The organism is Brevundimonas sp. UBA2416 (genome assembly GCF_002343105.1).
Lineage (GTDB): Bacteria > Pseudomonadota > Alphaproteobacteria > Caulobacterales > Caulobacteraceae > Brevundimonas.
Genome location: NZ_DDRM01000029.1, coordinates 94,085 through 111,370 on the forward strand (window position 1 = coordinate 94,085; position 17,286 = coordinate 111,370).

Consider the following 17,286-nt stretch of genomic DNA (forward strand, 5'->3'; position numbering starts at 1 on the left):
GATCAACATCAAGAAGGGGCAGTTCCTCGCGCCCTGGGACATGAAGAACGTCATCGCCAAGGTGGTCGGGGCCGGCAATCCCAACGTCATGGCCTGTGAGCGGGGCGCCAGCTTCGGCTACAACACCCTGGTCAGCGACATGCGGGCCCTGCCGATCCTGCGTGAGATCGGCTGTCCCGTGGTTTTCGACGCCACGCACTCGGTGCAGCAGCCGGGCGGGCAGGGGACATCCTCGGGCGGACAGCGCGAATTCGTGCCGGTTCTGGCGCGCGCCGCGGTGGCCGTCGGCGTGGACGCGGTCTTCATGGAGACCCATCAGGACCCAGACAATGCGCCGTCGGACGGGCCGAACATGGTGCCGCTGGACCAGTTCGAGGCCCTGGCCGCCGACCTGATCGCCTATGACGCCCTGACCAAGGCGCGGATGGCGAAGGCCGCGTGAATCCGATAGGCCAAGGTCATGGCTGAACGGACGCTCGATCTCGGACAACTGCAGGCGCTGCTGGAGCGGGTGCGCGGGCTGAAGGTCGCTTGCGTCGGCGACCTGATGCTGGACCGCTATGTCTATGGCGAGGTCAGCCGGATATCGCCCGAAGCTCCGATCCCCGTCCTGCGCACGCGCCGGACCACGGCCATGCCCGGCGGCGTCGGCAATGTGGCGCGCAATGTCGCGGCGCTGGGCGGGATCGCGCGGCTGGGCGCCGTGGCGGGCCGGGATGCGGCCGGAGACGAGCTGGCGGCGCTGGTCGCGGCTGAGCCGGGCATCGAGAACGCGATCGAGCGGCGGGCGGGGGCGGCCACCATCGTCAAGACGCGCTTCGTGGCCGCCGGTCAGCAGCTGCTGCGCCTCGATGAGGAGGCGGCTGCCTTGATGGGCGAAGAAAGCGATGCTTTTACTGGCGCTTCTGTCTATCTCCTTTCAGATTACGCAAAGGGTGTGGTCAGCGATCTGGTGATCACCCAGGCGCTTGCGGCGGCGGAAAGGTCTGGCGCGCCGGTCGTGGTGGACCCCAAGGGCCGCGACTTCGCCCGCTATGGCGCGGTCGATCTGATCAAGCCCAACGCCAGCGAACTGGCCGGGGCCACGAGCCTGCCGGTCGAGTCCGACGCTGAGGTCGAGGCGGCGCTGAAGGCGCTGCTCCACTCGACCACGGCGAAGGCGGTCGTCGTGACCCGCGCCGGCAAGGGCATGAGCCTGATGCGGCGTGGCGGACCGGTGCGGCACTTCCCGGGGCGCGCGCGCGAGGTGTTCGACGTTTCGGGCGCCGGGGACACCGGGCTGGCGGCGCTTGGCCTGGCCTTGGGCGCCGGCGCATCGCTGGAGACGGCGGTGGAGTTCGCCATCCTCGCCTCGGGCGTGGTGGTTGGAAAGGCCGGCACGGCGGTGGTCACCCCGGCCGAACTGATCGATGCCGAGATGAGCCAGCACGCGGCCGGGGCCCACGCCAAGGTCATGCCGCTGGAGGAGTTGGCGAATGTGGTCGAGGGCTGGAGGCGGCAAGGGCTGAAGGTGGGCTTCACCAACGGCTGTTTCGACATCCTGCACCGGGGCCATGTCGCCTATCTCGCCCAGGCGCGGAGCTGGTGCGACCGGCTTGTGGTGGCGTTGAACACCGATGCCTCGGTACGCCGGCTGAAGGGTGAGGGGCGGCCGATCAACGATCTGGACAGCCGTGCGGTCGTGATCGGCGGACTTCAGTCGGTGGATCGGGTGACGGCCTTTGACGATTCGACGCCGATCGCCCTGATCGAGCGGTTGCGGCCCGATGTCTTGATCAAGGGCGCGGACTACACGCGCGAGGGCGTGGTCGGCGGCGATCTGGTCGAGAGCTGGGGCGGCGAGGTCCGGCTGGCGACGTTCGAGGACGGCTATTCGACCACCAAGACGATCGAGAAGATGAAGGACGAAGCATGAGCCGGCGCATGATCGTGGTCACCGGCGGGGCGGGCTTCATCGGCTCCAACATCGTCGCCCGGCTGTGCGCCGAGGACCGGCGCGACATCGTCGTTTGCGACCGGCTGGAAGACGCGTCACTGGGCAAGTGGCGGAATATCGCCAAACACCCGATCGCCGACTTCTGGCAGCCGGAGGAGCTGTTCGAACAACTGGAGCGGCACGCCGGGTCAATCGAGGCCGTGGTGCATATGGGGGCCATCTCCTCGACCACCGAACCGGACGCGGACCTGATCCTGCGCACCAATTTCAGCCTGTCGCGCGACCTGTGGGACTGGTGCGCCCTGCGCGACGCCCGGCTGATCTATGCGTCGTCGGCGGCGACCTACGGGGACGGAGAGGCCGGGTTCGAGGACGATGACAGCCTTGAGGCATTGGCTTCGCTGAAGCCGCTAAATGCCTATGGCTATTCGAAAATGCTGTTCGACCAGTATGCGGCGCGGCAATCGGATCGGGGCCAGTCGCCGAGCCAGTGGGCGGGGCTGAAATTCTTCAACGTCTATGGCCCGAACGAGGGTCACAAGGGCGGGATGAAGTCGGTGGTGGCCCAGATCTGGCCCAAGGTCCAGGCCGATGAGCCGGTCACCCTGTTCCGCTCGCACAATCCGAACTACGCCGACGGCGGCCAGATGCGGGACTTCGTTTTCGTCGATGACGTGGTCGACATCATCGAGTGGCTGCTCGACACGCCCGGCGTCTCGGGCGTGTTCAACGCCGGATCGGGACAGGCCCGGTCCTTCCTCGATCTGGCTCATGCAACCTTCGCGGCGGCGGGCAAGACGCCGCGGGTCGAATACGTCGACACCCCGGAGGCCATCCGCGACAAATACCAGTATTTCACCGAGGCCCGGATGGATCGGGTGCGGGCGGCGGGCTTCCAGGGGCAGTCGACGCCGCTGGAGGAGGGCGTCCGTCGTTACGTCCAGTCCTTCCTCGCCACTGCGGACCCGTATCGATGAGGGTCGGCCGGATGAGCCTGCGCCAATGGGCCGGCTGGACCGGCCTGACGCTGGTGCTGCTGCTCGCCACGGCGGTGGCCGTATGGCGCGGCGACATCCTGAGGGCCGGACTGGACCCGCAGGCGCCGTTCCAGACCTATGAGCCCCCGCCGGCCCCCGACTACCGCGACCCGACGACCTGGGCCCTGCGCGACGCCCGGGCGCCCGAGGCCGGTCCGGCGGCTGTCTTTTTCGTCCACTCCACCACCTATGACGGCGGGCGCGAGTGGAATGGGCCGATTGGGGATCTGAAAGCGGACGCCTGGCTGAAGCGCGTCGTCCTGCCGAACTATGCGGGACCGTTCGCCCGGGCGGGCGAGATCAGCGCGCCGCGCTATCGTCAGGGCAGTCTCTACACGCGGCTGACGCTGCGCGACGATGCGCGGGAGGCGCGGGCTTTTGCCTGGAGGGATATCGATGCGGCCTTCAGCGCCTGGATCGAGCGTCACCCCGACGGGCCGATCGTCCTGGCCGGCGTGGAACAGGGCGGCGATCTGATCGAGCGTCTGGTGCGCGAGCGGGTGGCGAATGACCCGGTCCTGCGCGGCCGGCTGGTCGCGGTCTATCTCATGGATGTGGTGGTCGCGGTCGACGTCCTCTCAACGCAGGTTCCGGCCTGCGAGACCCGGGCCCAGGCCGGTTGTATCGTCGCCTGGTCGCCGGTCAGCGAAGGCAATGACGGGGCGGGCCGCCGGCGGCTGAGGCGCGCGCTGGTCTGGGATGATCGTGGCCGGCTGGTCGACCTCCACGGACGGGCGGCGCTGTGCGTCAATCCGGTGACCGGCTCGACCGACACGGCGCCGGTCGATGCCCGGCTGCATCAGGGCGCGACCAACGCCACAGGGCTGGAATGGGGTGTGCGACCGGCCCTGATGGCGCGCGAAATCGCCACCCAGTGCCGCGACGGCCTGCTGCGCCACACCGAGCCGCGGACGGAGTCGTTCCGCGAGACCGGAGGATGGGCTGATCGAAGAAAATCGCGTCCGTACAATCTGTTCTATGGGGACATTGAAGCAGATGTTCAGGCGCGATTGGCGGTCTGGCAGGCGCGTTCGCCTGCCTAGTCACCGCTTGGGCGAATGTCCGCCATGGGTGGACAGAGGACCTTGAGGCTGCGTGCTGCGAGACGGTTGATCAACAACCATAGCAACAGCAGGCCCCACAAACGTCCCTGCGGTCCAATCGAAGGCTTACCCGCGCGGTCAGATGTTCAACAGCGAACTCAGGCGCCGCCGGACTGGTCCCGGTCGTTTGCGGATGGCGGCGACCTTACCGCCTTGCCTGCCCCCGCTCCGGCTATCAGGCCGAAGATCAATCCGAGGGCAAGATTGTCGAAAACAATCCAGACGAAGGCCGCGACCAGCACGAAGGCTCCGACACCGAATCCTATTCTCTTTTGCATATCCGTGAGAGCCCTGTTCCTCGGATTGATGAGGGAACGGGGCGGTATGAGACGCGTCAAGTCCTGAAGTCGGCAGCAACGTACGCTTTGGGCCGTGCGCAGTCGTCCGGTTGACGCTTGGGCCCACCCCTTGTCATCCATCCTGGCCTGAGCCTAGTCGATCCCCGGCCGGTCGTTGCGCCAGTCGAACAGGGCCTCCAGAATCCTGACCGCCTCGCCGCGCGGGCTCGTCATGTCCGGATCGCGGCCGAGCACCAGCCGGGCGTCATCGGCGGCCGCCAGCAGCAGGGAACGGTGCCGGATCGGGTCGGCGAAGCGGTAGGCCGGAAAGCCGCTCTGCTTCAGGCCCAGCGGGTCGCCGCCGCCGCGCAGGCGGAAATCCTCCTCGGCGATCTCGAAGCCGTCTTCGGTGCGGCGCAGGGTCTCGAGCCGCTGCCGGGCGGTCTCGCCAAGCCCGTCATCGCCGCCGCCGTACAGCAGGATGCAGGCGCTGGCCTTGGCCCCGCGTCCGACCCGGCCGCGCAGCTGGTGAAGCTGGGCGAGGCCGAAGCGGTCGGCGTGTTCGATGACCATGATGGTGGCGTTGGGCACATCGACGCCGACCTCGACCACGGTGGTGGCGACCAGCAGCGGGATGCGACCGTCGGCGAAATCGGCCATGACCGCCTCGCGCTCGGGTCCGGGCATCTGGCCGTGGGCGAGGCCGACTTCGACCTTCAGGATGCGGCGCAGGTCGGCGGCGCGGGCTTCGGCGGCGGCGAGGTCGACGGTCTCGCTCTCGGCCACCAGGGGGCAGATCCAGTAGGCCTGGGCGCCGCTGTCGATGGCCGCCTTCAGCCGTTTGGCCACCTCGCCGATGCGGGCCAGCGGCAGGACGGCGGTGGTCACCGGGGTGCGGCCGGGGGGCTTTTCGGTCAGGCGGGACACCTCCAGTTCGCCGTACTGGGTCAGCTCAAGGGTGCGGGGGATGGGGGTGGCGGACATGGTCAGCAGGTGGACCCCGCCGGTGCGGGGGTCGCCCTTGGCCTGCAGACGCTGGCGCTCATTGACCCCGAACCGGTGCTGTTCGTCGATGACGGCCAGCGCCAGCCGGTCGAAGCGGACGGCGTCCTGGAACAGGGCGTGGGTGCCGATGGCGACCTGGGCCTCGCCCGAGGCGAGGGCGGCGAGGCGGGCGCGGCGTTCGGCGGGGGTGTCGCGGCCCGTCAGCAGGATCGTCGGAACGCCGGCGGCCTCCAGCATCGGGGCCAGCCGCTGCCAGTGCTGGCGGGCGAGTATTTCCGTGGGGGCCATCAGGGCGGCCTGGAAGCCGGACGCGGCCGTGTCCGCGAGCGCCAGGGCGGCGACGGCGGTCTTACCCGAACCGACGTCGCCCTGCAGCAGCCGGCCCATCTGTTCGCCCGAGGCGAGGTCGCGGCGGATTTCCGCGACGGCCTGCGTCTGGGCGCCGGTGAGGTCGAAGGGCAGGGCGGCCAGGAGATGGGCGGATGCCTCGCCCGGCGCGATCCGCGGTCCCGGTGTGATCTGGCGGGCGCGCCGGCGGCGGGCGAGGGCCAGCTGGTGGGCCAGCAGCTCGTCATAGGCCAAACGCTGCCGGGCCGGGGCGTCGGGCTCCAGCTCGGGCTCGCAGGTCGGGGCGTGCAGGGTCTCGAGCGCCGCGCGCCAGCCGGGCCAGCGGTTCTTCGCCAGCCAGGCCGGGTCCTGCCACTCCGGCAGGTCGGGGGCGTGGGTGAGGGCGGCCTGCGCCAGTTTGCGCACGACCCGCGAGGAGAGGCCGTGGGTGGCCGGATAGACCGGCTCGATGGCGGCGATCTCGCCTGCCTGTTCCGGGGTGTAGATGTCCGGGTGGACGATCTGGACCTCTGCCAGATAGCGTTCGACCTTGCCCGTCACCAGACGCTTCTGGCCCTTGGGCAGCAGGCGGTCAATGTGCTGGGCCGAGCCGCCGAACCAGATCATGTGGACAAAGCCGGTGTCGTCGGAGGCCCGCACCTTGATCGGGACACCGGGCTTTCCGGGCACGATCAGCCGGTCGATCATCACCTCGAATATGCCGACCTGCCCCTCGACCGCATTCACCGCCGTCATCGGCCGGCGCACGATCAGGCCGGACGGGGACAGAAACAGCACGTCCCGAACCAGCGGTCCGGCCAGTTTCTGGACGAGCGGCAGGATCTTGGGCCCCACGCCCTTCAGGCTGGAAACCTCCGCGAACAGGGGAAAGAGAATCTGCGGCCGCATGGATCGACAGCATAGCTGGCGAAAGCGCGTCTGGAACGCTATCTCCGCTGCGCGATTGAACCTGACCGACCGGGCAAGGAACCTTGTGGCCGATATTGACGCACGTCTGAAGCAACGACTCGGCCGGATCACCTTCCGGGCATGGCGGCGCGGATTCCGCGAGGCCGACCTCGTGCTGGGCCCGTTCGTGGACCAGGTCGGGCCGTCGCTGGACGAGAGTGAGCTGGATTCGCTGGAGGCCCTGCTGGCCGAGGATGATGATCACCGGATCTACGCGTGGATTACCGGGACGGAGCCCACGCCGGCGGCGCACGACACGCCGGTCATGATCAAGCTGAGAGATTTCATGCGCGACCACGTCGCCGCCGCCGTGGCCGAGGGGGCCGGCTGATGGACGGGGCCCTTCCCAAACGCAGCGATCAGGAACTGGGCGGCGCGCCCGAGGGGCTCGACGCCCTCGTCGTCGCCGGGCGGCTGAAGGCCGAGGGCGGCGTCGGTCTGTTCGTGGCGCGGGACTACGCCCGCATGGGTGAGTTCGTGCAGGCGTTCGGCTTCTTTGCCGACCAGATCGAGATCATCGAGTTCCCGGCCTGGGACTGCCTGCCCTATGACCGGTTGAGCCCCACGTCGTCGGTATCGGCCGAGCGGATGGCGGCCCTGACCCGCCTTGCGCAGCGCGCGCCCGGCGACCGCAAGCCGATGCTGCTGGTGACCACGGTCAGCGCCGCCATGCAGCGCACGCCGCCGCGCGAGGTGACCTCGGGCGCGGGGTTTGAGACGACGGTCGGCCTCGATCTCGATACAGCGGCGCTGGAGCGCTATTTCGCGGCCAACGGCTATATGCGCGCCTCGACCGTGTCCGAGAAGGGTGAGTTCGCCGTGCGCGGGGGCGTCATCGACGTCTATCCGCCGGGCTTCGAGGAGCCGGTGCGGCTGGACATGTTCGGCTCGGAGCTGGAGTCGATCCGGACCTTCGACCCGGCGACGCAGCGCTCGACCGGCCAGCTCCGCGAAGTGCATCTGGCGCCGGTGTCCGAGGCCCTGCTGGATGCGGACAGCATTTCGCGTTTCCGGACGGGCTATCTCGGCCTGTTCGGGGCGGCGGGGGACGATCCGCTCTATTCGGCCATCAGCGAGGGCGCGCGCCGGCAGGGTATGGAGCACTGGCTGCCGCTGCTCTACGACCGGCTGGAGACGCTGTTCGACTATCTGCCCGAGGATGCGCGGCTGTTTCTGGACAATCAGGTCGAGGCGGCGCGGGGCGAGCGCTGGAACCTTACCAGGGACGCCTATGAGGCCCGGCGTGACGCCTCGATGGGCAAGGGCGGAGCGGCCTATCGCGCACTGCCGCCCGAGCGGCTGTATCTGGGCGAGAGCGACTGGAGCAGCGCCCTGGCGGGCCGCTGGGTGCGGCGGCTGTCGCCGTTCCATGGACCCGGTGAAGACGCGGGCGGACGGCTGGGGCGCAGCTTCTCGGCCGAGCGGGCGCAGGACAGCGTCAATCTGTTCGAGGCCGTGGCGCGGCACGCCCAGGCGCTGAAGGCGGCGGGCAAGCGGGTGCTGTTCGCCTCCTGGACCGAGGGGTCGTCCGAGCGGCTGGCGGCCATGCTGGCGGACCACGGGCTGGAGCATGTGGTGGCGGTGCGCGACTGGGCCGACGTCCAGAAGGCGCCGACGGATCTGTATCTGCGCGGTGTCCTGCCGGTCGAGCACGGCTTCGAGACCGACGCCATCGCGGTGATTTCCGAGACCGACATGCTGGGCGACCGGCTGGCGCGGCCGAAGAAGAAGCGGCGGGCGTCCAACTTCCTCGCCGAGGCCTCGGCCCTGACGACCGGCGATCTGGTGGTCCACCTCGACCACGGCATCGGCCGCTATGAGGGGCTGAAGACGCTGGAGATCCAGCAGGCGCCGCACGACTGTCTTGAGCTGCTCTACGCCGGCGACAGCAAGCTGTATCTGCCAGTCGAGAACATCGACCTGCTGACCCGCTACGGCTCTGAGACCGACGGGGCCCAGCTGGACCGGCTGGGCGGCGCGGGCTGGCAGGCGCGCAAGGCCAAGGCCAAGGCCCGCCTGCGCGACATGGCCGAGGGGCTGATCGCCCTGGCGGCCAAGCGGTCGCTGCGGTCGTCCGACCCGATCACCCCGCCGCACGGCCTGTTCGACGAGTTCTGCGCCCGCTTCCCCTATGAGGAGACGGACGACCAGCTGAACGCCATCGGCGACGTGCTGGAGGACCTCGGCAAGGGTACGCCGATGGACCGGCTGATCTGCGGTGACGTCGGTTTCGGCAAGACCGAGGTGGCGCTGCGGGCGGCCTTCGTGGTGGCCATGAGCGGCCAGCAGGTGGCCATCGTCTGCCCGACGACCCTGCTGGCGCGGCAGCATTTCAAGACCTTCAGCGAGCGGTTCGCCGGCTGGCCGGTCAAGGTGCGGCACCTGTCGCGCATGGTGACGGCCAAGGACGCCGCCGAGACGCGGGCGGGGCTGAAGGACGGCTCGTTCGAGATCGTCGTCGGCACCCATGCGGTGCTCAGTGATCAGGTCGGGTTCAAGGATCTGGGCCTTGTTATCGTTGATGAAGAGCAGCATTTCGGGGTCAAGCACAAGGAGAAGCTCAAGGGCCTTCGCGCTGACGTCCACCTGCTGACCCTGACCGCCACGCCGATCCCGCGGACACTCCAGATGGCCCTGTCCGGCATCCGCGAGATGTCGATCATCGCCACCCCGCCGGTCGATCGTCTGGCGGTTCGGACCTATGTCACTCCGTGGGATCCGGTGCTGGTGCGCGAGGCCCTGCTGCGCGAGAAATACCGCGGCGGTCAGGCCTATTATGTGGTGCCGCGCCTGTCGGACCTGCCGGACATCGAGCAATTCCTTCGCGAGAAGGTGCCGGAGATCAAATTCGTGGTCGGCCACGGCCAGATGTCGCCGACCCAGCTGGAAGACGTGATGAGCGCCTTCTACGACGGCAGCTACGACCTGCTGCTGTCGACCACCATCGTCGAGAGCGGACTGGACGTGCCGACGGCCAACACATTGATCGTGCACAAGGCCGACATGTTCGGCCTGGCCCAGCTGCACCAGATCCGCGGCCGAATCGGACGGGCCAAGGCGCGGGCCTTCGCCTATCTGACCACCCCGCCGAACAAGCCGATGAGCCTGTCGTCCGAGCGGCGGCTGCAGGTGCTGCAATCGCTGGACAACCTCGGCGCCGGCTTCCAGCTGGCCAGCCACGACCTGGATCAGCGCGGCGGCGGCAATCTGCTGGGCGACGAACAGTCGGGCCATATCCGCGAGGTCGGTGTCGAGCTGTACCAGCAGATGCTGGAGGACGCCGTGTCGGAGTTGCGTCTGTCGGGCGAGGGCGGCGGGGTCGTTGATCGCGGCTGGTCGCCGGCCATCAACGTCGGGGCGGCGGTGCTGATCCCCGAGAACTACGTCCCCGACCTCAATGTTCGCCTGAGCCTGTATCGCCGCCTGTCGGACGCGGAGAATTCGGAAACGCGCGAAGCCCTGGCGGCCGAACTGATCGACCGGTTCGGGCCTCTGCCCGACGAGGCGAAACAGCTGCTGCGCATCGTCGGCATCAAGGCCAACTGCAAGACGGCCTGTATCGAGCGGATCGACATCGGGCCCAAGGGCGCGGTGCTGACCCTGCGCAACAACGCCTTCCCCAATCCCATGGGGCTGGTCGGGCTGATCCAGAAGAACCACGCCTTCTGGAAGTTGAGGCCGGACCAGAAGATTGTCGTGAAGGGCGAGTGGGATACGGCGGCGGAGCGGCTTAAGGTGGCCGAACGGATCACCGCCGATCTCGCGCGGGTGGCGACCGCCTGAGGCTGGGAAGCAGGCGCTACTGTCTCTAGGCTGAACTTCGCGATTCGCGGCTATCGGGCGGCGGCGGGAGGGGACGGCCATGGCGCGCAAGCCCACGACATCCGCCGGCGTCCACAAGCGCGCCCCGGCCGTGCAGAAAGCGGCGCCCGGCGTCGCCGTACCGGAGACGGCTGCGCCCCTGCCGCCGTACAAGCGCAAGCCGGTCTGGACCCACCTGTATTTCCAGGTGCTGGTCGCCATCACCCTCGGGGCCCTGATCGGGCATTTCTGGCCGGTGTTCGGCGAGAGCCTGAAGCCCTTGGGCGACGCCTTCATCCGGCTGGTGAAGATGATCATCGCCCCGGTGATCTTCCTGACCGTAGCCACCGGGATCGCCCACCTGCGCGACCTCGGCAGGCTGGGCAAGGTGGTGGGCAAGGCCTTCGCCTATTTCCTGACCTTCTCGACCCTTGCCCTGATCATCGGGCTGGTCGTGGCCAATGTGGTGCGGCCCGGCGCGGGGATGAACGTTGACCCGGCGACGCTCGACCCGGCGGCGGTCGAGGCCTATGCCGCAAAGGCCCATGACACCACGATCGTCGGCTTCCTGATGAACATCATCCCCGAGACCGTGGTCGGGGCCTTCGCCGGGGGCGAGATCCTCCAGGTGCTGTTCTTCGCCATCCTGTTCGGCATCTCGCTGGCCGTGATCGGCGACCGCGCCCAGCCGGTCCTGACGCTGCTGGAGAGCGTGTCGGAGGCCTTCTTCAAACTAGTCGCCATCCTGATGAAGGCGGCGCCGATCGGGGCGTTCGGGGCCTTCGCCTTCACCATCGGCAAATACGGCATCGAGTCGGTGATCAACCTCGCGGCGCTGGTGGCGACCTTCTACCTGACCTCGGCCTTCTTCGTGGTGGTGGTGCAGGGTCTGGTGGCCCGTTTCAGCGGCTTCTCGATCTTCAGGCTGATGCGCTACCTCAAGGAGGAGCTGCTGCTGGTGCTGGGCACCTCGTCGTCCGAAGCGGCCCTGCCGAGTCTGATCGAGAAGATGGGCCGCGCGGGCTGCGACAAGTCGGTGGTCGGGCTGGTCGTGCCGACGGGCTATTCGTTCAATCTGGACGGCACCAACATCTATATGACGCTGGCGGCCCTGTTCATCGCCCAGGCCTGCGGCGTCGAGCTGTCGCTGGGCGACCAGTTGCTGTTGCTGGCCGTGGCCATGCTGAGCTCCAAGGGGGCGGCGGGCGTCACCGGGGCCGGCTTCATCACCCTGGCGGCGACGCTGGCCGTGGTGCCCAGCGTGCCGGTGGCGGGTATGGCCCTGATCCTCGGAATCGACCGGTTCATGAGCGAATGCCGGGCCCTGACCAATTTCATCGGCAACGCCGTGGCCACGATCGTGGTGGCGAAGTGGGAGAACGGACTGGATCGCGAGGCCCTGGATCGGGCGCTGGCGGGCGGGCCGAGCCCGGTGGCGGTGGGCAGCCGGGAAGCGGACGACGACTGACCTTGCCCGGACGACGCCGTCCCGGCAAACAGGCGCCATGACCCAGACCCTCTACGGCATCCCCAACTGCGACACGGTCAAGAAGGCGCGCGTCTGGCTGGATCAGCACGGCGTGGCCTTCGACTTTCATGACTACAAGAAGGCCGGAATCGACCGGCCGCGGCTGGAGGCTTGGGTGGCCGAGCACGGGTGGGAGACGGTGCTGAACCGAGCGGGCACGACTTTCCGGGCGCTCCCGGAGGGGGACAAGGCCGACCTGGATGCCGACAAGGCCGTCGCCCTGATGCTGGCCCAGCCGTCGATGATCAAACGGCCGGTGCTGGATACGGGCGACCGGACCCTGGTCGGGTTCAAGCCGGATCGCTACGCCGCGATCCTGATCTAGCCCTGAACATCGGCCTCCGGCCGGTCGTGACCGTCGGCGCGCTCAGTGACCCAGTTGCCCGATGCGTCCGCGTATTCGATCAGCGTGTCCTCGTCGGGCACCTTCTGTTCGCGGGAGACGGCGATCGCGGCCGCGCGGGCTGAGTTGTGGTCCGGATAGGTCTCCGAATATGTGCCGCCCAACTGATAGGCCCAGCCGCCGTCATGTTCGACGATGCGATAGGTGATCTGGACCATGGGGCAGCTCCGGTTCGGGTTGAATGGGTGTCGGCACGTCAACGCGGGGCTTTGATGGGCGTTGCAGGCGAACCGGTCCGGCCCGCGTCCAAAAATTCGCGCCCGCCGCATCCACTGGCGGCGCCGGCGCCGACTACCCTATGAAAGCGCGGGCGTTGGGCTCGCGCGACACGGGGTGATGACGATGGAAGACCTGTTCCGTTCCTACTGGTGGCTTATCTTTCCGCTCGGCTGGTTCGTGGCCTCGGGCTTCTCGAGCCTGCTCAACTACCGTCGGCAGAAGGATACGCTCAAGCTGATCCAGACCTATGCCGAGAAGGGGCAGGAGCCGCCGGCGGCGCTGTTGAAGGTGCTGGATCGTCCGATCGATGCGGAAACCGAGGCCTGGCAGGGCCATGGCAGTTCCGGCCGTCCAGGCGACGGGTCGTGGTTCTCGGTGGTGCTGTTCGGCGTGATGGCGGCAGGCTTCGGCTACGCCAGCTGGTCCGACATGTATGGTGCGGGCGACGCCTTCATGATCGTCAGTTTCGTGCTGGGCGCCCTGTGTCTGGCCTCGCTGGTTTCGGCCCTGCGCAGCGGCGGGCGCGGTCCGCGGGGCTGATGCCGGTCGAGGGTCAGGGCTATGGGGGGACTGCAGACCGACGCCGAGTTGGTGAGGCGCGCGCTCGCCGGCTCGGACGCGGCCTTTTCGCGCCTGATCGAGCGGCATCAGGCGGCGGTGCGCGGCTTTCTGCGGCGGATGCTGGGCGGCGGCTGGGCCGAGGCGGACGATGTGGCCCAGGAAGCGTTCCTCGCGGCCTGGCGTTCGTTGCGGTCGCTCAGGGAGCCCGCCGGGGTCCGCGCCTGGCTGTGCGGCATTGCCTGGCGCAAGGCCCAGGACCGCATCCGGTCCGCAAGGCGCGGCGCGGCGCGGGACAATCTCTGGCTCGAGACGGTCGCAACGCCTGTCGGGGTGTCGCCGGAGGACCGGATGTCCGTCGAGGCCGCCATGGCCGAACTGCCCTCCGATGTGCGCGCCTGTGTGGCCCTGTGTCTGGCCGACGGCTGGTCGCATGGCGAGGCCTCGATGGCGCTGGGCTTGCCTCTCGGCACGGTGAAGTCGCATGTTGCGCGCGGACGGGCGCGTTTGCTCAAGGCGCTGGGAGGTCCGGATGACGCCTGAACAGAAACTGGCCGCCCTGTTCGCCGCCGAGGCGCCGCCCGCGCGCGACCATGCCTTTCAGGCGCGCATGGCCCAGGCCATCGCCCTGCGCCGGGCCTGGATGACCGTGGCGGCGCTTGTTCCCTGGGTCATCGCCGCCGTGGCCGTGCTGTGGGCCCTGACCCCGGTGGTCGGCCCGATGAGCGACAGTCTTGGCGAAGCGCTCCAGCCCGCCGCCACCACGCTGGCCGGAGCGGCGGTCACGGTCGTCGCGGCCCTGTGGCTCTCGCGCCGTTTCAATGGTCGGTTCCGGGGTCCGTTCAACGCGAGGTGACGGGCCTGGGCGGCGGTTCCGCCCGCCTTACGAAAGTTTCACCTGCCCGACCGCATCCGTACGGCCCCGCCGATGCCTCTTGTCGTCATAAGGCCGAAGCATCACGCTCCGGTTTCGAACGAGAGGGGATATCCCAATGGAAGACTTCATCCCGCTGGTGGCCATTCTGTCGATCTTCGGCACGATTACCGCCATCGCCTTCGGCCCGAGCTACCTGAAGTTCCGCGAACGCCGAGAAATGCAGGAGACCGTCCGCCGCGCCATCGACAAGGGCCAGGACCTGCCGCCCGAGGTTATTGAAGCGATGACCAAGGACGTGACCAAGAACCTGCCGTCGCGCACTCGCGACATCCGCCGCGGGATCATCTGGGTGGCGACGGGCGTCGGCATCGCCGCCTTCAGCCTGATCAACCAGGCGAGCTGGGGCCGGGGCAACTGGGACCACGAAGAAGGCGTGGTCGTCAGCGGCGGCCTGCTGGGCATCGCAGCGATCCCGATCACCATCGGTCTGGCCTATCTGATCCTCAGTTTCTTCAACAAGAACAAGGACTGAGCCGGGTCAGACGGGGGAAACCATCATGACCCAATCCCTGGTCGACCGGCACGACGTCGAGCTCGCCGCCCTCGCGGCGGCGGGCGGACGGCGGGAGTTCGGAGAACTGGTGCGTCGCCACGGCTCGGCGGTGCGTGGGCTGCTGCGGCGGATGGGGGCCCAGCCCTCCCTCGCCGACGACATCGCCCAGGACGCCTTCATCCAGGCGTTCGAGCGGTGCGCGGAGTTCCGCGGCGAGGGCACCTTCGCCGCCTGGGTCAAGCGGATCGCGGCGAGGCTCTACATCAAGCGTGTCGCCAAGGAAGCCCGCTATGTCGCCGAGGTCGAGAATGAAGACGCCGCGCCCGCGACCGATCATGCGGGTCTGGTGGATCTCGATGAAGCCCTGAAAGTCCTCAGCGAGCCCGAACGACTGTGTGTCTCCCTTTGTCACGGGGCCGGCATGGCGCATCCAGAGATCGCCGCCGCCCTTAATTTGCCACTCGGCACGGTGAAGTCTCATGTCAAACGTGGTCTGGATAAACTCCGTGCGCGGCTCCAGCCGACCGGACAGCCCTTGGGGAGCGCGCAGCATGTCGGCTGACGAGTTCGATCCTGAGATCGAGCGGCTGTTCGCGCGCTCGCCGCAGATGCCCGACGCCGCCCTGTTCACCGCCCAGGTCGAGCAGAAGCTGCAGAAGGGCTCTCACGTCCGTGTCCTCGCTCTCGGCCTTGCCGGCGTCATCGGCGGTGTTGTGGCGGTTCGCGAAACCATGAGCGTCAACATGGGCTCCGGCGAGGGCGTCGTGGCCGGAAACGCCCTGGGTCAGGGCATCCGCAGCGTCTCGTTCAATGCCCAGGACGCCGTCCAGACGGGTCTCGACCAGCTGGGTCTGGCCAATCTGGAGCTGGGCTCCATGGGCGGGATGCAGATGTTCTGGATCGCCGCCGGGGCCCTGATCGCCCTGGCTGCGGCCGGGGTGATGAAGCTGTCGCAGGACATGTGATCCGGCCCCCGTCGTCCTGAGGGATGACGGGGCGAGCCCCGGCGACTATCTAGGAGGTCCGAACAGGAGGGCCTCCCCATGTCCAGCCAGAAGCAGGAAGCGGTCAAACGCCTCGCCGCGCCCGACATTCGGGCGCGCAAGGGGGGCGAGCCGATCGTCTGCCTGACCGCCTATGACGCCCCGACAGCCGCGCTGCTGGACGACCATTGCGATCTGCTGCTGGTCGGCGACAGCGTCGGTATGGTCGTCCACGGCATGCCCAATACGGTCGGGGTGACGCTGGAGATGATGATCATGCATGGCCAGGCCGTCATGCGTGGCTCGCGCCGGGCCATGGTGGTCATCGACATGCCCTTCGGCAGCTACGAAGGCGGCAAGGAGCAGGCCTACCAGAACTGCGCCCGCGTGATGAAGGAGACCGGCGCCCAGGGGGTGAAGGTCGAGAGCGGGCCCACGGTGGCGGAAACCATCGCCTATCTGGTCCAGCGGGGCATTCCGGTCATGGGCCACGTCGGCTTGAGGCCCCAGGCGGTGCTGACCGACGGGGCCTTCAAGGCCAAGGGCAAGACCGACGAGGAGCGGCTGCGGGTCATGAGCGAGGCCGAGGCCACCGCCGACGCCGGGGCGTTCGCCGTGGTGGTCGAGGGTGTGGCTGAAGGACTGGCCCGCGACATCACCCTGGCGATCGACAAGCCCACCATTGGCATCGGCGCCTCGTCCGCCTGCGACGGCCAGATCCTGGTGACGCCCGACATGCTGGGCCTGTTCGACTGGACCCCGAAATTCGTTCGCCGCTATGCCGATATGCGTGGCGATATCGACCGGGCGGTGGCGAGTTACGCCGCTGACGTGAAGGCCCGCCGTTTTCCTGCCGAAGTCGAGACCTACTTCTCGAAAAAGCCTGCCACGCCCTAAGCCGTGCGTTGCGGCGGGGCAGGCGACCCTCTAGGGTCCGGCCGGATTGATTTTCAGCGGCCTGACGGCCGTTATTGGGGGCGACGTATCCGTGGTTGATGTCTTCGAGCAGGTCGAGGAGGAGCTTCGCTCCGACCGCTACAAGCGGCTGGCCCGCACCTGGCTGCCCGTCGCGGGCGGCGTGCTTCTGGTCGCGCTGATCGCCGCACTGGCCTTCTGGGGCTGGGACAGCTGGCAGACGTCGAAGGCCGACAAGGCCTCCGTCGCCTATGACCGCGGCCTGGAATCGCTTGAGGCCAATAACCCTGTCGGGGCCGACGCCGCCTTTATCCAGGCGGCCAAGGACGGCAACGGGGCCTACAAGTCGATGGCCCTGAGCCAGCGCGCGGGCATTGCCCTCGCCGCCAACCGCATTCCCGATGCGATCGCGCTTCTGGACGAGGCGGCCAAGGCGTCCAGCGATCCGCTGCTGTCCGACACCGCCGCGCTCAAGGCCGCCTGGCTGGCCATGGACACCGAAACCCTGGAGCAGATCCAGGCCCGTCTGGAGCCGCTGGCCAAGGACGGCCGCCCGTTCAGCGCCTTCGCCCTCGAAGCCCTAGCCATGGCCCGCCTGCAACACGGTCAGGTCGCGCCGGCCCGTGAGGCGCTGGTGCTGTTGAAGAACGGCCTGGACACACCCGAGATCGTCACCCAGCGCGCCGACCTCGCCATCGCCGCGATCGACGCGGGTGGTGCGCCCGGCCTCGCCGCCATCGTGCGGGCGCAGGCGGCCATTCCTGTCGCCCCGCCGGCTCCGCCCGCCCCTGCGG

Annotated in this window: 18 protein-coding genes and 1 pseudogene; 16 read left to right on the top strand and 3 right to left on the bottom strand. The window is 68.4% G+C overall.

Features of this window, described 5'->3' with window-relative positions; all coding sequences use genetic code 11:
* The 4 genes and pseudogenes from B3E43_RS09795 to B3E43_RS09810 all read left to right on the top strand — a co-directional run.
* Positions 1-442, top strand: a pseudogene (locus B3E43_RS09795) (3-deoxy-8-phosphooctulonate synthase); the annotation flags it as partial.
* An 18-nt stretch (positions 443-460) separates the two neighbouring features.
* Positions 461-1,915: a D-glycero-beta-D-manno-heptose 1-phosphate adenylyltransferase gene (gene rfaE2 / locus B3E43_RS09800; RefSeq protein WP_292028916.1), complete on the top strand. Its 1,455-nt coding sequence runs from the start codon at positions 461-463 to the stop codon at positions 1,913-1,915.
* Positions 1,912-2,913 (top strand): ADP-glyceromanno-heptose 6-epimerase, encoded by a 1,002-nt coding sequence (gene rfaD, locus B3E43_RS09805; protein WP_292028918.1) that lies wholly within the window; start codon positions 1,912-1,914, stop codon positions 2,911-2,913. Before rfaE2 ends, rfaD begins: the two co-directional genes overlap by 4 nt.
* An 11-nt stretch (positions 2,914-2,924) precedes the next feature.
* Complete coding sequence (locus B3E43_RS09810) at positions 2,925-4,016, top strand: DUF3089 domain-containing protein (protein WP_292028921.1); 1,092 nt, start codon at positions 2,925-2,927, stop codon at positions 4,014-4,016.
* A 158-nt stretch (positions 4,017-4,174) separates the two neighbouring features.
* Here B3E43_RS09810 and B3E43_RS09815 read toward each other — a convergent pair whose 3' ends face one another.
* A complete protein-coding gene (locus B3E43_RS09815) occupies positions 4,175-4,354 on the bottom strand; it encodes a hypothetical protein (protein ID WP_292028923.1) in 180 nt (59 codons plus the stop codon).
* A 153-nt stretch (positions 4,355-4,507) separates the two neighbouring features.
* Entirely contained in the window at positions 4,508-6,595 is a 2,088-nt protein-coding gene (gene recG, locus B3E43_RS09820; protein ID WP_292028925.1) for an ATP-dependent DNA helicase RecG, read from the bottom strand.
* On the opposite strand from recG, the gene B3E43_RS09825 reads away from it, so the two are divergent.
* The 4 genes from B3E43_RS09825 to B3E43_RS09840 all read left to right on the top strand — a co-directional run bounded on the left by B3E43_RS09825 (position 6,594) and on the right by B3E43_RS09840 (position 12,309).
* Positions 6,594-6,986 (top strand): succinate dehydrogenase assembly factor 2, encoded by a 393-nt coding sequence (locus B3E43_RS09825; protein ID WP_292028927.1) that lies wholly within the window; start codon positions 6,594-6,596, stop codon positions 6,984-6,986. The genes recG and B3E43_RS09825 overlap by 2 nt on opposite strands.
* On the top strand, positions 6,986-10,438 hold the full coding sequence (mfd, locus tag B3E43_RS09830) for a transcription-repair coupling factor (RefSeq protein ID WP_292028929.1): 3,453 nt from the start codon (positions 6,986-6,988) through the stop codon (positions 10,436-10,438). Before B3E43_RS09825 ends, mfd begins: the two co-directional genes overlap by 1 nt.
* Before the next feature lie 79 nt (positions 10,439-10,517).
* The gene (locus tag B3E43_RS09835) at positions 10,518-11,924 is read left to right on the top strand and encodes a dicarboxylate/amino acid:cation symporter (protein WP_292028932.1); all 1,407 of its coding nucleotides are present in this window, start codon (positions 10,518-10,520) and stop codon (positions 11,922-11,924) included.
* Positions 11,925-11,961: 37 nt separating this feature from the next.
* A complete protein-coding gene (locus B3E43_RS09840) occupies positions 11,962-12,309 on the top strand; it encodes an ArsC family reductase (RefSeq protein ID WP_292028933.1) in 348 nt (115 codons plus the stop codon).
* Here the strand turns inward: B3E43_RS09840 and B3E43_RS09845 are convergent.
* Positions 12,306-12,545 carry a hypothetical protein gene (locus tag B3E43_RS09845; RefSeq protein ID WP_292028935.1) on the bottom strand — a complete coding sequence of 80 codons (240 nt, stop codon included), beginning with the start codon at positions 12,543-12,545 and terminating at the stop codon, positions 12,306-12,308. The genes B3E43_RS09840 and B3E43_RS09845 overlap by 4 nt on opposite strands.
* 178 nt (positions 12,546-12,723) lie before the next feature.
* On the opposite strand from B3E43_RS09845, the gene B3E43_RS09850 reads away from it, so the two are divergent.
* The 8 genes from B3E43_RS09850 to B3E43_RS09885 form a co-directional block, all read left to right on the top strand.
* Positions 12,724-13,146, top strand: a complete 423-nt coding sequence (locus B3E43_RS09850) for a hypothetical protein (RefSeq protein WP_292028936.1) — start codon at positions 12,724-12,726, stop codon at positions 13,144-13,146.
* Positions 13,147-13,167: 21 nt separating this feature from the next.
* Positions 13,168-13,707, top strand: a complete 540-nt coding sequence (locus tag B3E43_RS09855) for an RNA polymerase sigma factor (protein WP_292028938.1) — start codon at positions 13,168-13,170, stop codon at positions 13,705-13,707.
* Entirely contained in the window at positions 13,697-14,020 is a 324-nt protein-coding gene (locus B3E43_RS09860) for a hypothetical protein (protein WP_292028939.1), read from the top strand. The genes B3E43_RS09855 and B3E43_RS09860 overlap by 11 nt, the downstream gene beginning before the upstream one ends.
* A 136-nt stretch (positions 14,021-14,156) precedes the next feature.
* Positions 14,157-14,573, top strand: a complete 417-nt coding sequence (locus tag B3E43_RS09865) for a DUF6249 domain-containing protein (protein WP_292028940.1) — start codon at positions 14,157-14,159, stop codon at positions 14,571-14,573.
* Between the two features lie 25 nt (positions 14,574-14,598).
* The gene (locus B3E43_RS09870; RefSeq protein WP_292028942.1) at positions 14,599-15,156 is read left to right on the top strand and encodes an RNA polymerase sigma factor; all 558 of its coding nucleotides are present in this window, start codon (positions 14,599-14,601) and stop codon (positions 15,154-15,156) included.
* Positions 15,146-15,559, top strand: a complete 414-nt coding sequence (locus tag B3E43_RS09875) for a hypothetical protein (RefSeq protein ID WP_292028943.1) — start codon at positions 15,146-15,148, stop codon at positions 15,557-15,559. The genes B3E43_RS09870 and B3E43_RS09875 overlap by 11 nt, the downstream gene beginning before the upstream one ends.
* 78 nt (positions 15,560-15,637) lie before the next feature.
* Complete coding sequence (gene panB / locus B3E43_RS09880; RefSeq protein WP_292028944.1) at positions 15,638-16,474, top strand: 3-methyl-2-oxobutanoate hydroxymethyltransferase; 837 nt, start codon at positions 15,638-15,640, stop codon at positions 16,472-16,474.
* Between the two features lie 91 nt (positions 16,475-16,565).
* Positions 16,566-17,286: tetratricopeptide repeat protein (locus B3E43_RS09885; protein WP_292028945.1), on the top strand; the 721-nt coding region annotated here is incomplete at its 3' end.